The organism is Billgrantia lactosivorans, assembly GCF_003254665.1.
GTDB lineage: Bacteria > Pseudomonadota > Gammaproteobacteria > Pseudomonadales > Halomonadaceae > Halomonas > Halomonas lactosivorans.
Map to the genome: position 1 here is coordinate 124,584 of NZ_QHGY01000002.1, position 13,697 is coordinate 138,280.

At 69.1% G+C, this 13,697-nt stretch carries 11 protein-coding genes; 2 read left to right on the forward strand and 9 right to left on the reverse strand.

What is annotated here, in order from left to right; translation table 11 throughout:
* Position 1 precedes the first annotated feature (1 nt).
* The 7 genes from ubiE to DIS04_RS06190 form a co-directional block, all read right to left on the reverse strand.
* Positions 2-769, reverse strand: coding sequence for a bifunctional demethylmenaquinone methyltransferase/2-methoxy-6-polyprenyl-1,4-benzoquinol methylase UbiE (gene ubiE, locus DIS04_RS06160; RefSeq protein ID WP_111412906.1), 768 nt, complete (start codon positions 767-769; stop codon positions 2-4).
* Between the two features lie 149 nt (positions 770-918).
* Positions 919-1,302: a gamma-butyrobetaine hydroxylase family protein gene (locus tag DIS04_RS06165; RefSeq protein WP_111412907.1), complete on the reverse strand. Its 384-nt coding sequence runs from the start codon at positions 1,300-1,302 to the stop codon at positions 919-921.
* A gap of 136 nt (positions 1,303-1,438) precedes the next feature.
* Complete coding sequence (hslU, locus tag DIS04_RS06170; protein WP_111412908.1) at positions 1,439-2,761, reverse strand: ATP-dependent protease ATPase subunit HslU; 1,323 nt, start codon at positions 2,759-2,761, stop codon at positions 1,439-1,441.
* Between the two features lie 11 nt (positions 2,762-2,772).
* Positions 2,773-3,291: an ATP-dependent protease subunit HslV gene (hslV, locus tag DIS04_RS06175; RefSeq protein ID WP_111412909.1), complete on the reverse strand. Its 519-nt coding sequence runs from the start codon at positions 3,289-3,291 to the stop codon at positions 2,773-2,775.
* A gap of 170 nt (positions 3,292-3,461) precedes the next feature.
* Entirely contained in the window at positions 3,462-4,187 is a 726-nt protein-coding gene (locus tag DIS04_RS06180) for an SPOR domain-containing protein (protein ID WP_111412910.1), read from the reverse strand.
* Between the two features lie 3 nt (positions 4,188-4,190).
* The gene (gene argS / locus DIS04_RS06185) at positions 4,191-5,876 is read right to left on the reverse strand and encodes an arginine--tRNA ligase (protein WP_111412911.1); all 1,686 of its coding nucleotides are present in this window, start codon (positions 5,874-5,876) and stop codon (positions 4,191-4,193) included.
* Between the two features lie 138 nt (positions 5,877-6,014).
* On the reverse strand, positions 6,015-8,249 hold the full coding sequence (locus DIS04_RS06190; protein ID WP_111412912.1) for a primosomal protein N': 2,235 nt from the start codon (positions 8,247-8,249) through the stop codon (positions 6,015-6,017).
* 176 nt (positions 8,250-8,425) lie between these two features.
* On the opposite strand from DIS04_RS06190, the gene rpmE reads away from it, so the two are divergent.
* Entirely contained in the window at positions 8,426-8,641 is a 216-nt protein-coding gene (gene rpmE / locus DIS04_RS06195) for a 50S ribosomal protein L31 (protein ID WP_111412913.1), read from the forward strand.
* A gap of 257 nt (positions 8,642-8,898) precedes the next feature.
* Positions 8,899-10,170 (forward strand): malic enzyme-like NAD(P)-binding protein, encoded by a 1,272-nt coding sequence (locus tag DIS04_RS06200; RefSeq protein WP_111412914.1) that lies wholly within the window; start codon positions 8,899-8,901, stop codon positions 10,168-10,170.
* Positions 10,171-10,249: 79 nt separating this feature from the next.
* Here DIS04_RS06200 and DIS04_RS06205 read toward each other — a convergent pair whose 3' ends face one another.
* On the reverse strand, positions 10,250-10,996 hold the full coding sequence (locus tag DIS04_RS06205) for a DUF481 domain-containing protein (protein WP_111412915.1): 747 nt from the start codon (positions 10,994-10,996) through the stop codon (positions 10,250-10,252).
* Positions 10,997-11,107: 111 nt separating this feature from the next.
* Positions 11,108-13,636, reverse strand: a complete 2,529-nt coding sequence (locus DIS04_RS06210; protein WP_111412916.1) for a penicillin-binding protein 1A — start codon at positions 13,634-13,636, stop codon at positions 11,108-11,110.
* Between the last annotated feature and the right edge of the window lie 61 nt (positions 13,637-13,697).

Below are 13,697 nucleotides of genomic sequence, written 5' to 3' on the forward strand. Positions count from 1 at the left end.
CTCAGAGCTTGATGCCGCGATGCAGGGCGACGATGCCCCCGGTCAGGTTGGTGTACTCGACCCGCTCCAGCCCCGCCGCCTCCATCATCGCCTTGAGCGTCTCCTGGTCGGGATGCATGCGGATCGATTCGGCCAGGTAGCGGTAGCTGTCGGCATCGCCCGCCACCATCTGGCCCATCCTGGGCAGCAGGCGGAAGGAGTACTCGTCGTAGGCGCGGGTCAGCACGGGGTTGTTGGGCTTGGAGAACTCCAGCACCAGCAGCCGGCCGCCTGGCTTGAGCACGCGGGCCATGGAGCGCAGCGCGGCGTCCTTGTCGGTGACGTTGCGCAGGCCGAAGGCGATGGTGATGCAGTCGAAGCTGTTGGCCGGGAACGGCAGGCACTCGGCGTTGGCCTGCACGTACTCGACGTTGCCGCCGACACCGTTGTCGAGCAGCTTGTCGCGGCCGACCCGCAGCATCGAGGCGTTGATGTCGGCCAGGACCACGCGACCGCGGGGGCCGACCATGCGTGAGAACTTGAGCGTCAGGTCGCCGGTGCCGCCGGCGATGTCGAGTACGCTATGGCCGGGGCGCACGCCGCTGCGCTCGATGGTGAGGCGTTTCCACAGCCGGTGGATGCCGAACGACATCAGGTCGTTCATGACGTCGTAGCGCGCCGCCACGGAGTGGAAGACGTCGGCCACGCGAGAGGCCTTTTCCTCGACCGGCACTTCCTGGTAGCCGAAATGCGTGGTGCGCTGGTCCCCGGGGGTGGAGTGAGGGCTCATGCGTGAAGGGCTCCCGAATCGCTGCGGAAAGGTGAGGGCAGGGCCTCTTGGTGCGCCACATTGTAGCCTTCCCCCGGCGCGCTTGTCTTTGACCTGCTGGCCGCCTGTCGGACTTGAGCGCTCGTCGCGAGAACTTCGGCGTGCGACGGCTATAGCTGCTTGATCTCGATGCCCAGCGGTTCCCGGCTGGCGCCGGCCTTCTCCAGGCGCGCGATATAGTCGGCCCAGTATGCCTCGCGGTGCTCGATCAGCTCGTGAAGGTAGTCCCAGCTGTAGAGGCCGCTGTCGTGGCCGTCGTCGAAGGCGAGCTTGACGGCGTAGCGGCCCACCGGCTCGATGTTCTTGAGGCCGACGTGCTTCTTGCCCACCTGCAGCACGGCCTGGCTGGGATGATGGCCGCGCACCTCGGCGGAGGGCGAGTAGACCCGCAGGTACTCGACCGGCAGGCGGTGGCTCTCGCCACCGGCGTAGGTGAGCTCCAGCTCGCGGGCCTTCTTGTGGTAGTGGATCTTGCTGGGGATGGGGGCGGTCATGACAGACTCCTGACTTCGAGCTTCGAGCTTCGAGCTTCGAGCTTCGAGCTTCGAGCTTCGAGCTTCGAGCTTCGAGCTTCGAGCTTCGAGCTTCGAGCTTCGAGCGGCTCGTGGCCCGAAGCCCGTAGCACATGGCTTACAGAATATACCGCGACAGGTCCTCGTCCATGGCCAGCTCGCCGAGCTGTGAGTCGACGTAGGCGGCGTCGATCGACAAGGGGCTGCCGAAGTCGGCGCCCTTGAACGAGGCGTCTTCCAGCAGCCGCTCCATCACCGTGTGCAGGCGCCGCGCACCGATGTTCTCGGTGCCCTCGTTGACCTTCCAGGCAATCTCGGCGATGCGCTCGATGCCGTCCTCGGTGAACTCGACTTCGAGCCCCTCGGTGGCCAGCAGCGCCTTGTACTGCTTGGTCAGGGCGGCGGAGGGCTCGGTGAGGATGCGCTTGAAGTCCTCCGGCGTCAGCGCCTCGAGCTCGACACGGATCGGCAGTCGCCCCTGCAGTTCGGGGATCAGGTCGGAGGGGCGCGACAGGTGGAAGGCGCCGGAGGCGATGAACAGGATGTGGTCGGTCTTGACCATGCCGTACTTGGTGGACACCGTGGAGCCCTCGATCAGCGGCAGCAGGTCGCGCTGCACCCCCTCGCGGGAGACCTCGCCGCCGCTCGACTGGCCGCTGCCCTTGGCCACCTTGTCGATCTCGTCGAGGAAGACGATGCCGTTCTGCTCCACGGCGTCGATGGCGCGGTGCTTGATCTCCTCCTCGTTGACCAGCTTGGCGGCCTCCTCGTCGCGCAGCAGGGCGAAGGCGTCCTTGACCTTGACCCGGCGGGTCTCGGTCTTGTGGCGGCCCATGTTGGAGAACAGGCTCTGCAGCTGGCTGGTCATCTCCTCCATGCCCGGCGGGGTCATGATGTCGATGCCCGGCCCCTGGGGGGTGATCTCGATGTCGATCTCCTTGTCGTCGAGGTCGCCCTCGCGCAGCTTCTTGCGGAAGATCTGGCGCGTCGAGCTGTCGCTGCGGGGGCTGTCCTCCTGGCCGCGGGGTGGCGGCAGCAGGGCGTCGAGGATGCGGTCCTCGGCGGCGTCCTCGGCGCGGTGGCGGACCTCGTCCTTGGCCTGCTCGCGCACCAGCTTGATGGCGGCCTCGGTGAGGTCGCGGATGATCGACTCGACGTCGCGGCCGACGTAGCCCACCTCGGTGAACTTGGTCGCCTCGACCTTGATGAAGGGGGCGCGGGCGAGCTTGGCCAGGCGCCGGGCGATCTCGGTCTTGCCCACCCCGGTGGGGCCGATCATGAGGATATTCTTGGGCGTCACCTCGGGGCGCAGGTCGTCGTCGAGCTGCATGCGCCGCCAGCGGTTGCGCAGGGCGATGGCGACGGCGCGCTTGGCATCCTGCTGGCCGACGATGTACTGATCCAGGGCATGGACGATCTCGCGGGGGGTCATGTGGGACATGGTGGCGGCCTTCAGAGCGTTTCGAGGGTGACGTGGTGGTTGGTGAACACGCAGATGTCGGCGGCGATATCGAGCGACTTCTCGGTGATCTCCCTGGCCGAGAGATCGGTGTTCTCGAGCAGCGCCCGGGCCGCCGCCAGGGCGAAGTTGCCGCCCGAGCCGATGGCGATGATGCCGCGCTCGGGCTCCACCACGTCGCCGTTGCCGGTGATGATCAGCGAGGCGTTCTTGTCCGCCACGGCGAGCAGCGCCTCGAGCCGGCGCAGGGCGCGGTCGGTGCGCCAGTCCTTGGCCAGCTCCACGGCCGCCTTGACCAGGTTGCCCTGGTACTTCTCCAGCTGCGCCTCGAAGCGCTCGAACAGGGTGAAGGCGTCGGCGGTGCCGCCGGCGAAGCCCGCCAGCACCTGGCCGCGATAGAGGCGGCGCACCTTGCTGGCGTTGCCCTTCATCACGGTATTGCCCAGCGATACCTGGCCGTCGCCGGCCAGGGCAACCTGCTCACCGCGGCGAACGGAAACGATCGTGGTCATGGAGAGAACTCCGTAACGGGGAGCCGTGGCTCCCGGTGACTTTCGGCGCCCCGGGTCGCGGGGGCCGGACAGGAACGTCCATGCAAGGTGCGGGCGGCGGCAGGCGAATTCAAGCGCCGACAGCCCGTCTGGCGCTGCGCCGGTGGGCTGTCGGTCCGCGCGTTCGCCGCTCAGTTGGTGGCGCGGTGGCGCAGCGGCGTGATCCCCTGGGTGGTCATCAGGTCCTCGGCGCGGTTGAGTTCCCGGGTGTCGTCGTAGGGCCCCACCATCACCCGGTGCCAGGTCTCGCCGTCGGCGGACTGCACCTGGCTGACCTGGGCCACCAGGCTCAGGTTGCGCAGGCGCTCGCGCAGCTGCTCGGCATCCTCCGGCTGGCGAAACGAGGCCGCCTGCAGCATGTAGCGTGTGCCCGCCGTCGCCTCCGCTTCGCTGGCGGGGGTGGCGTTCACCTCGTCGCGCTGATTGGCGGCGATCACCTGGGCGATGGGGTCCTCGGCCGGCGTCGACTCGCTGGCGGCGTTGGCGTCGATGGGCGGCGGCACCTCGACCGTCGGCTCGGGCGGCGAGGCGGTCGAGGCGACCTCCTGGGGCGCCACGACTTCCTCGGGGAGCAGGGTGTAGAACTCGAAGGTGGGCATGGGCGGCTCACGCGGTTCGACGGTCGGCGCGGGTTCGCTCACCTCCGTGGGGGGGCGCGGGAGCAGCTTGGCCAGCGGCGAGTCGCTGCCCGCCTGCCACGGTGCGGTACCGTGCTGGTGCTGGGCCAGCAGGAAGCCCGCGACGATGCCGCCCAGCCCCCACAGCCAGCCGGGCAGGCGGAAGCCCTGGCGCCGGGCGGGAGCGCGCTTGCGGCTGGTGGTGGCGCCACGTTTCTTGGGCGTGCGACGGGCGGCCATGGTCTACATCTCCTCCGGGGCGCTGACGCCCAGCAGGTCGAGGCCGTTGCGCAGCACCTGGCGCGTGGCCAGGCCCAGCGCCAGGCGGGCGTTGCGCCGCTCGTCGTCGTCGACCATGACCTTCACCGCGTTGTAGCAGGAGTGGAACTCGGCGGCGAGGTCGAGCAGGTACTGGGCCACCTGTTGCGGTTCGCGCGACGCCGCGGCGTGATCGACCACCTCGGGGAAGCGCGCCAGCCGGTTCATCACCGCCTTCTCCTGGTCCTCCTCGAGCCTCGCCAGGCTGACCATCGCCAGGTCGTGGTCGAAGCCGAGTCCCTGCGCCTGGGCCTTGCGCAGCATGCTGCAGACCCGGGCGTGGGCGTACTGCACGTAGTAGACCGGGTTGTCGTTGGACTGCGAGCGGGCCAGGTCGATGTCGAAGGTGAGCTGCGAGTCGGCGCGGCGCGCGGCGAGGAAGAAGCGCGTGGCGTCGCGGCCGACCTCGTCGATCAGGTCGCGCACGGTGACGTAGCTGCCGGCGCGCTTGGAGAGCTTCACCTCCACGCCGGAGCGGGTCACCATCACCATCTGGTGCAGCACGTAGTCGGGCCAACCCTGGGGAATGCCTGCCTCCAGCGCCTGCAGGCCGGCGCGTACCCGGGTCACGGTGGAGTGGTGATCGGCGCCCTGCTCGTTGATCACGCTCTCGAAGCCGCGCTGCCACTTGTTCAGGTGGTAGGCCACGTCGGGCAGGAAATAGGTGTAGCTGCCGTCGGACTTGCGCATCACCCGATCCTTGTCGTCGCCGAAATCGGTGGTGCGCAGCCACAGCGCGCCGTCCTGCTCGTAGGTGTGGCCCTTCTCGATCAGGCGCTGGACCACCTCCTCGACCTTGCCCTCGCGGTAGAGCGAGGACTCGAGGAAATAGACGTCGAAGGAGACGCCGAAGGCCTTGAGGTCCAGGTCCTGCTCGCGGCGCAGCCAGGCCACGGCGAACTCGCGGATGGCGTTGAGATCCTCGGGGTCGGCCTTGGCGACGACGTGGCGATCGTCGGCATGCACCGTCTCGCCGGCCAGGTAGTCGTTGGCCACCTCGACGATGTAGTCGCCGCGGTAGCCGTCCTCGGGCCAGCCGTCGTCGTCGGGCGTGAGGCCCTTGGCGCGGGCCTGCACCGACAGCGCCAGGTTGGCGATCTGGGCGCCGGCGTCGTTGTAGTAGAACTCGCGGGTGACGTCGTGGCCGGTGGCCTCGAGCAGCCGCGCGATGCAGTCGCCGATGGCCGCGCCGCGGCCGTGGCCCACGTGCAGCGGCCCGGTGGGGTTGGCGGAGACGAACTCGACCTGGACCTTCTGTCCGCGCCCGGTCAGGCTGCGGCCGAAGGCATCGCCGGCGTCGAGCACCTGGCGCACGATCTGGGCGGCGGCGTCGGTGGCGGTGAAGAAATTGATGAAGCCGGGGCCGGCGATCTCCACCTTCTCCACGGCATCGCTCGCGGGCAGCGCCGCGATCAGCGCCTCGGCCAGTTCCCGGGGCTTGCGGCCGGCCGGCTTGGCCAGCATCAGCGCCAGGTTGCTGGCGTAGTCGCCGTGGGCCTTGTCCTTGGTCGGGTCGACCTTGATGGTCGGCGCGGTGTCGGCGGGCAGCGTGCCCTGCTGCTTGAGCGTGTCGAGGGCGTTCTCGAGCAGGGAGATGATCGTCTCTTTCATGAAGCGGTTATGTCCTGTAGCGGCGGGCGCACGAGGTGACGACGAAGCCTGAGGCACTCGCGAACGAAAAGGCGCGGCCACGAAAGTTGGGCTGGTCGGCCATTATCGGCAATTGTGCCGACGCTTTAAAGGCCGCGTTCAGCTCAGGGTCTGCGGGTCGACGTCCAGCGACCAGCGCACCCGGCGCGCCTCGGGGCACGCCTCCAGCCAGGCGGTGAGGCGGGCACAGGCGGCGTGCAGCTGGCTGCGCCGCCCGGCGCTGAGCATCAGCTGGACATGGTAGCGGTTCTGGCGCCGCTCCATGGGCGCCGGTACCGGCCCCAGGCAGCTCACGTCGGGGGCGTGGCCGGCGTTCCACTGGCGCAGCATGGCCGCCGCTTCGCGGCCCAGGGCGGTGGCCGTCTCCTCGCGGGGGCTCTCGAGGCGCAGCAGGGCGAGGAAGCGGAAGGGGGGCAGGGCGGCGGCGCGGCGCTCGGCAAGCAGCTGCTCGGCCAGGGCATCGTAGCCGCGCCCGGCGAGCAGCCGCAGGTGCGGGTCGTCGGTGTGCAGGGTCTGCACCAGTACGCGTCCCGGGTGTGAGGCACGCCCGGCGCGGCCCGCCACCTGCACCAGCAGCTGGGCGCTGTGCTCCAGGGCGCGAAAGTCGCTGGCGTAGAGCCCGGCGTCGGCGTTGACCACCACCACCAGGGTGACGTGGGGCAGGTGGTGCCCCTTGGCCAGCATCTGGGTGCCCACCAGCAGGCAGGGCGCACCGCGCCTGATCTCGCCGAGCACCTGCTCGAAGGCGTCGCGGCGGCGTGTGCTGTCGCGGTCGATGCGATGCACCGGCAGCTTGGGGAAGAGCGCCGCCAGGGTCTCCTCGGTGCGTTCGGTGCCGCTGCCCAGCGGGCGCAGGTCGGCGCTGCCGCACTCGGGGCAGGCGTCCGGCACCGGGCGGTGCTTGTCGCAGTGGTGGCAGGCTAGCACCGCCGGCTGGCGGTGCAGGGTCATGCGGGCGTCGCAGTGGTCGCAGTCGGCCAGCCAGCCGCAGGCGTGGCAGGCCAGGGTGGGGGCGAAGCCGCGGCGGTTGATGAACACCAGCACCTGATGCCCGGCCGCGAGGGTCTCGCGGATCGCCTCGATCGCCGGCGGGATCAGCCCGCCCTGGCGCGGCCGGCCGCGCAGGTCGATGAGCTCCAGCCGGGCCGGGGCATGGCGGCTGGCGCGCTGGGTCAGGCGCAGGTGGCGGTAGTTGCCGCGCTCGGCGTGGTAGAGGCTCTCCAGCGATGGCGTGGCGCTGCCCAGCACGAGGGGAATGGCGTGATGCTTGGCGCGAGCCACGGCGAGATCGCGGGCATGGTAGCGCAGCCCCTCCTGCTGCTTGAACGAGCCGTCGTGCTCCTCGTCGACGATGATCGCGCCGGGTCGCGCCAGCGGCGTGAAGATCGCCGAGCGGGTGCCGATCACGATCGGCGCCCGGCCGCTGGCCACCGCCTCCCAGGCGTCGAGTCGCTCGTTGTCGGTGAGTCCCGAGTGCAGCGCCACCACGGGGACCCGGAAACGGCTGCGGAAGCGGGCCAGGGTCTGCGGCGTCAGGCCGATCTCGGGCACCAGCAGCAGCGCCTGGCGGCCGCGGGCGACCACGGCCTCGATCAATTGCAGGTAGACCTCGGTCTTGCCGCTGCCGGTGACCCCGTGCAGCAGGCAGGGGTGAAAGGCGTCGAGACGCTCATGAATGGCCGCCAGCGCCTGGGCCTGCTCGCGATTGAGCGGCAGCGCCGGTTCGGCGAGCAGCCCGGCGGTGGCTGGCTCGGCGGCGGTCAGCGGCGTCTCGTGCCGAGCGACCTGCCCCTTCGCCACCAGCGCGAGCAGCTGCTCGCGGGAGAAGCCCTGGGCCACTATCGCTTGCGTAGGCAAGCCGTGCGGGTGCTGGCGCAACATGGCCAGCAGTTCGGCCTGGCGCGGCGCCCTGCGCAGGCGTGCGTCGTCCTCGCCGGGAGGCGGCAGGGCCTGCCAGCGCTCGCGCATGCGCCCGGCCAGGGGGCGGCCCTGGCGCAGCAGCACGGGCATCGCCTGGTGCAGCGTGTCGCCGAGCGAGTGCTGGTAGTAGCGCGCGGTGAAACGGCACAGCCACAGCCAGTCCTCGGGCAGCGGCTCGGCGTCCAGCCAGGCCTCCACCGCTTTCAGCTGCTCCAGCGGGAAGTCGCTGCGCTCGCCGCACTCCATTACCACGCCGACGACCTGGCGGCGGCCGAACGGCACGCGCACTCGCAGCCCGGCGCGCCACCCTCCGGGCGGGGCCTCGCGGCCCGGGCGATAGTCGAACAGGCGTCTCAGCGGCGTGGGCACCGCCACGCGCAGCACGCGCGGCGGCGGTGGGAAGGGATCGGGCAATTGGCCTCCGGCATCGACTCTGCTAGAATGTCCGGCCGTCGTGGCGCCTGGCTCTCGAGGCAGGCCTGGCGGCTACCGGTTGGTTGAACGACTTGACGAATAGCGACGACAGACAACCCCGTATGCGGTGCCTGGCAATGGATCAGGTGGCGGCATACCGCTCCATGAGGCTCAAGATGAAACAAGGTATTCACCCGGATTACAAGATGGTCACCGCGACTTGCTCCTGCGGTGCCACCTTCGAGGTCGGCACCACCGCCGGCCATGACCTGTCGCTGGACGTCTGCTCCCAGTGCCACCCCTTCTACACCGGCAAGCAGAAGCAGGCGACCACCGGCGGTCGTGTCGAGCGCTTCAACAAGCGCTTCGGTGCCGCCATCAAGCGTGGCTGATTCGCTCCCGCTGCGGTCACGCAACGCTGGAAAACCCGCCGACATGGCGGGTTTTCTGTTTGTGTCGGAAGATGGCGGCGGGCGGCTGCGATAAGGAAAGGGTTATGGAGGTGGCGCCTGGCATAAGTTGCAGCAAATGGTGGCGAAAGGCGTCGAACGAGCGTTCAAAAGCGCCGAACGGGGCGGCTGTTGAGTAATGGAAGGTTTTTCTATATTGTAGGTGGCCCTTCCCCAAGTATGGATACCGGATTCTCAGCATGACAGACGCCAAGAAGCAGGCAGCGCTGGATTATCACGCCAAGCCCATCCCCGGAAAGCTCTCCGTGGAGCTGACCAAGCCCACCGCTACCGCTCGTGATCTCTCCCTTGCCTACAGTCCTGGTGTCGCCGAGCCAGTGCGCGAGATCGCGCGCGACCCGGAGAACGCCTACCGCTACACCGCCAAGGGCAACCTGGTGGCGGTGATTTCCGACGGCAGCGCCATCCTCGGCCTGGGCAACCTCGGCCCGCTGGCGAGCAAGCCGGTCATGGAGGGCAAGGGCGTGCTGTTCAAGTGTTTCGCCGGCATCAACTCGGTGGACATCGAAGTGAACGCCGAGAGCCCGCAGGCGTTCATCGACACCGTGGCCCGCATTGCCGATACCTGGGGCGGCATCAACCTCGAGGACATCAAGGCGCCCGAGTGCTTCGAGATCGAGCAGGCGCTGATCGAGCAGTGCAGCATCCCCGTCTTTCATGACGACCAGCACGGCACCGCCATCGTCACGGCGGCCGGCATGCTCAACGCTCTGGAGATCGCCGGCAAGCGCCTCGAGGAGGCCAGGATCGTCTGCCTGGGGGCCGGGGCGGCGGCCATCGCCTGCATGAAGCTGCTGGTGGCCTGTGGCGCCCGCTCGGAGAACCTGGTGATGCTGGACCGGCGCGGCGTGATTCACGCCGGCCGCGAGGGGCTCAACCCCTACAAGGCGATGTTCGCGGTGGAAACCGACAAGCGCACGCTGGACGACGCCATCGATGGCGCCGACGTCTTCATCGGGCTCTCCGGGCCCAACCTGATGACCGCCGAGCACATGCGCAAGATGGCGCCGAACCCCATCGTCTTCGCCTGCACCAACCCCGACCCGGAAATCCATCCCGACGTGGCGCGGGAGGCGCGGCCCGACGTCATCATGGCCACCGGGCGCTCCGATTACCCCAACCAGGTCAACAACGTGCTGGGCTTTCCCTTCATCTTCCGCGGGGCGCTGGACGTGCGCGCCACGCGCATCAACGAGGAGATGAAGATCGCCGCCGTCCATGCGCTCAAGGACCTGGCGCGGGAGCCGGTGCCCCAGGCGGTGCTCGACGCCTACGAGCGTGACCACATGACGTTCGGCCCCGAGTACATCATTCCCACTCCGGTCGACGTGCGCCTGCTGGAGCGCATCCCCGCGGCCGTGGCCCAGGCGGCGGTGGACTCCGGCGTGGCGCGCCGCCCCTACCCGGCCCACTACCCCCTGAAGACGGTGGACGACGTCTACGGCGGCTGAGGCCGGGAATTCCACGCCACATGCAAGCGCGCCGGCCCAAGGGCCGGCGCGCTGCGTTCAGACGTGGCATGTCGCGGCCTCACCAGGTGTACAGCAGGGTCACGTTGCTGGTGTGGTCGGTGCGGGCGTCGGCGATCTCGGGCGGGTTGGAGTTGTGCTTGATCTCGTGGGAGAGGCGCAGCGACAGGCGCGAGTTGAGCCGGGCGGTGAGCGAGGATACCGAGCGCGAGGTGGTGTTCTCGTCGGTCGCCTCCACCGACAACTCCTGGCGCACGTTCGAGTAATCGGAGAGCGTCCACTGATAGTCGAGGGCGCTGTAGGCCACGCCGAGGCTGTCGTTCTCTTCGCCCTCGACCCGATCATGGCGAAACCCGGGGCCGCCTTCGAGCGAGAGGCGGTGCCGGTCGGTATCGATGACGTCGCGTCCGTAGCCGCCGATGGTGGTGACCTGCTGGTCGTAGCCGCTGAAACGGTCCTTCTCCCAGCGGGCGAAGCCGAACAGGTAGTGCGGCCCGTCGAAATCGTAGCGCTCCCGCCCCGAGAGCAGGTACTGCTCGGCGCTGGTCTCGCCGTCGCGGGCCACGTTGCGGACCTCGCCGCGCAGGGTGTGGGTCAGGCGCCCCGTCAGCCAGGTCAGCCGGCTCTTGCCGATCAGGGTCTGGCTGTCGGTATTGCCGGAGAGGTGGGTGTAGCCGAGCTCGGCTTCGCCGCTGAAGGTGGGGCTGTCCTCCTCGGGTGGGGGAGGTGCATAGAACACGCTGGCGGCGAGGGCGGCGCCCGGCAAGAGCATCAGGCCTATGAGGCTCCATGGGGTCAGTCGTGGCATGGCAACGAACCTGTCCTGTTGTCCCGGTAACGGGCCGCCTCGATGGGCGGCTGTCTGGCGGTTGGCAAGACGGCAGGCGGCGTCCCTGCCGCCCCCTGGCGTACCTTTCGCTTAGAAGATCGCCTCGTAGCTGCCGGTGCCCTGCGAGCCGCTGCGCTGTTCGATCTCCTGCTCGACCCGGCGCGGCTCCATGTCGGGCAGGTAGTCGGGGTGGAAGATCTCGGTGATCCCGCCGGGCTGGCCGTCGGCCAGGCGTCGCCCGGTCTGCTCGTCGATGCGCATCCTGACCAGTTGCTCGGGCTCTTCCGGGCTGGCTTCGGGGCGACCCTCCAGGGCGTTGCCCATGAAGTCGATCCAGATCGGCAGGGCGGCGTTGCCGCCGTACTCGGCGATCGATTCGTTGTTGTCCTTGCCGATCCATACGGTGGCGACCAGGTCGTCGTTGTAGCCGGCGAACCAGGCGTCGCGGAAGCCGTTGGTGGTGCCGGTCTTGCCCACCACGTCGTCGCGATCGAGCGACAGGGCGGCGCGTCCGGTGCCGCTCTCGATCACGTCGCGCAGCATGTCGCGCAGGATGTAGACGGCGGTGGGGTCGGCGACCCTCGGCGCCACCTCGTAGCGCTTGCCGTCGATCTCCACTTCGGTCTGGCCCTCGCGGCAGTCGCGGCAGGCGACCGCCGGCCGGGCCTCGCTGATGACCTGCTCGTCGCTGCCGCGAGTGATGCGCTCGATGAACCAGGGGGCAACCTGGAAGCCGCCGTTGGCCAGTACCGCGTAGGCGTTGGTCATCTCCAGCGGCGTCAGGTCGGCGCTGCCCAGCGCCAGCGACAGGCCGTGGGGCAGCCGGTTCGGGCTGAAGCCGAAGCCCTCCAGGTAGTCGATGGTGTTGTCGAGGCCCAGGGTCTGCAGGATGCGGATCGTCACCAGGTTGCGCGACATGGCCAGGGCGACCCGCAGCCGGATCGGACCGAGGAAGTCGCCGCTGGAGTTGACCGGCCGCCAGATCTCGTTGCTGCCGTCCTGCATCACCACCGGCGCGTCGTTGACCACCGAGGAGGCGGTCATCAGGCCGGTGTCCAGCGCGGCGAGGAACACGAAGGGCTTGAAGATCGAGCCCGACTGGCGCTGCGCCTGCACGGCGCGGTTGAACTTGCTGGCATTGAAGCTGAAGCCGCCCTGCAGGGCGAGGATGGCGCCGTCGGTGGGGTTCATCACGACGAGCGAACCTTCGGCGTCGGGGCGCTGGGAGAGCCGCCAGCTACCGTCTTCGCGCTGCAGGATCCGCACCAGGTCGCCGGTGTCGGCGATCTCGGCGGCCGAGGTCGGCTCGGCGCCGCGCGCCCGCGGGCTGCGGTACTCGCGCGCCCAGGAGAGCCCCTCCCAGTCGAGGGTGACGAGCTCGCCCTCACCGCTCAGCACGCGCATCTCGCGCCCCTCGCTCTCGACCACGATGGCGGGCTGCAGGGGGCCGAAGCCCGGCGTGCGTTCGAGCACCCGCAGCCAGTTGCTGACGTCGCCCTCGATGCCTTCGACGCGGGTCTGGCTGCGCTCCGCGGCCTGGCGCGCGGTCTGCATGATCTCGGGGGATTCGTCGAGCTCCTCCTCCAGGCCGCGGCGTTCGGTACGCTCCTGCGCTTCGGCGAGGCTGGCCGGGATGTCGCGCTCCTCCGGCCCGCGCCAGCCGTGGCGAGTGTCATAGTCGATCAGGCCGCGCGCCAGGGCCTGGCGGGCGAAGGGCTGCAGCTCGCTGTCCAGGGTGGTGTGGATGCGGTAGCCGCCGGTGTAGGCGTCCTCGCCGAAGCGCTCGAGGGCGTACTGGCGTGCCATCTCCGCCACGTAGTCCGCATCCACCTCGACCTGCGCCACGTAGCGGCGGGCGGTGGTGGGTTCCTGCACGGCCGCCTCGTAGGTCTCCTGGTCGATGTGACCGAGTTCGCGCATGCGGTAGAGGATCCAGTTGCGGCGGATCAGCGAGCGCTCCGGATTGGCCAGCGGGTTGAACGACGAGGGCGCCTTGGGCAGGCCGGCGATCATCGCCTTCTGCGCCAGGGTGAGTTCGTCGAGCGGCTTGTTGTAGTAGACCTCCGCGGCGGCGGCGATGCCGTAGGCGCGATGGCCGAGGAAGATCTTGTTGACGTAGAGCTCGAGGATCTCCTCCTTGGACAGGATCTTCTCCATCTGCAGGGCCAGGAGGATCTCGCGGATCTTGCGCGTGAAGGTGCGGTCGAGGGTCAGCAGGTAGTTGCGCGCCACCTGCATGGTGATGGTGGAGCCCCCCGACTGGATGTCGCCGCCGCTGGAGACGAGTTCCACGGCGGCGCGCGCCAGACCCTTGGGGTCGACGCCGCGATGATCGAAGAAGGAGGCGTCCTCGGCGGCCAGCAGGGCCAGCAGGAAGTCCTCGGGGATCTCGTCGAATGTGACCGGCATGCGCCGCTCATCGCCGTACTCGCCGATCAGCTTGCCGTCACGGGTAAAGATGCGCAGCGGGGTGTGCAGCTCGAAGTCCTGCAGCTGGCGTACGTCGGGCAGGCCAGGGGAGAAGTACAGTGCCGCGCCGGCGACGCTGAGCAGGGCCGCGGCGGAAAGCGACACCAGCAGCCAGAAGGCCGAGAAAACCAGAGTCTTGATCCACTTCATGAAAGGGCGTTATCCGTGGTGAGAGCAGGAAGGGAATGGCGATGAAAGAGAGCCTTCACTG

What these genes read in the sequence shown, in the direction of transcription:
- ubiE (WP_111412906.1), bottom strand. Translation starts at nt 769, where the DNA reads ATGAGCCCTCACTCCACCCCCGGGGACCAGCGCACCACGCATTTCGGC.
- DIS04_RS06165 (WP_111412907.1), bottom strand. Translation starts at nt 1,302, where the DNA reads ATGACCGCCCCCATCCCCAGCAAGATCCACTACCACAAGAAGGCCCGC.
- hslU (WP_111412908.1), bottom strand. Translation starts at nt 2,761, where the DNA reads ATGTCCCACATGACCCCCCGCGAGATCGTCCATGCCCTGGATCAGTAC.
- hslV (WP_111412909.1), bottom strand. Translation starts at nt 3,291, where the DNA reads ATGACCACGATCGTTTCCGTTCGCCGCGGTGAGCAGGTTGCCCTGGCC.
- DIS04_RS06180 (WP_111412910.1), bottom strand. Translation starts at nt 4,187, where the DNA reads ATGGCCGCCCGTCGCACGCCCAAGAAACGTGGCGCCACCACCAGCCGC.
- argS (WP_111412911.1), bottom strand. Translation starts at nt 5,876, where the DNA reads ATGAAAGAGACGATCATCTCCCTGCTCGAGAACGCCCTCGACACGCTC.
- rpmE (WP_111412913.1), top strand. Translation starts at nt 8,426, where the DNA reads ATGAAACAAGGTATTCACCCGGATTACAAGATGGTCACCGCGACTTGC.
- DIS04_RS06200 (WP_111412914.1), top strand. Translation starts at nt 8,899, where the DNA reads ATGACAGACGCCAAGAAGCAGGCAGCGCTGGATTATCACGCCAAGCCC.
- DIS04_RS06205 (WP_111412915.1), bottom strand. Translation starts at nt 10,996, where the DNA reads ATGCCACGACTGACCCCATGGAGCCTCATAGGCCTGATGCTCTTGCCG.
- DIS04_RS06210 (WP_111412916.1), bottom strand. Translation starts at nt 13,636, where the DNA reads ATGAAGTGGATCAAGACTCTGGTTTTCTCGGCCTTCTGGCTGCTGGTG.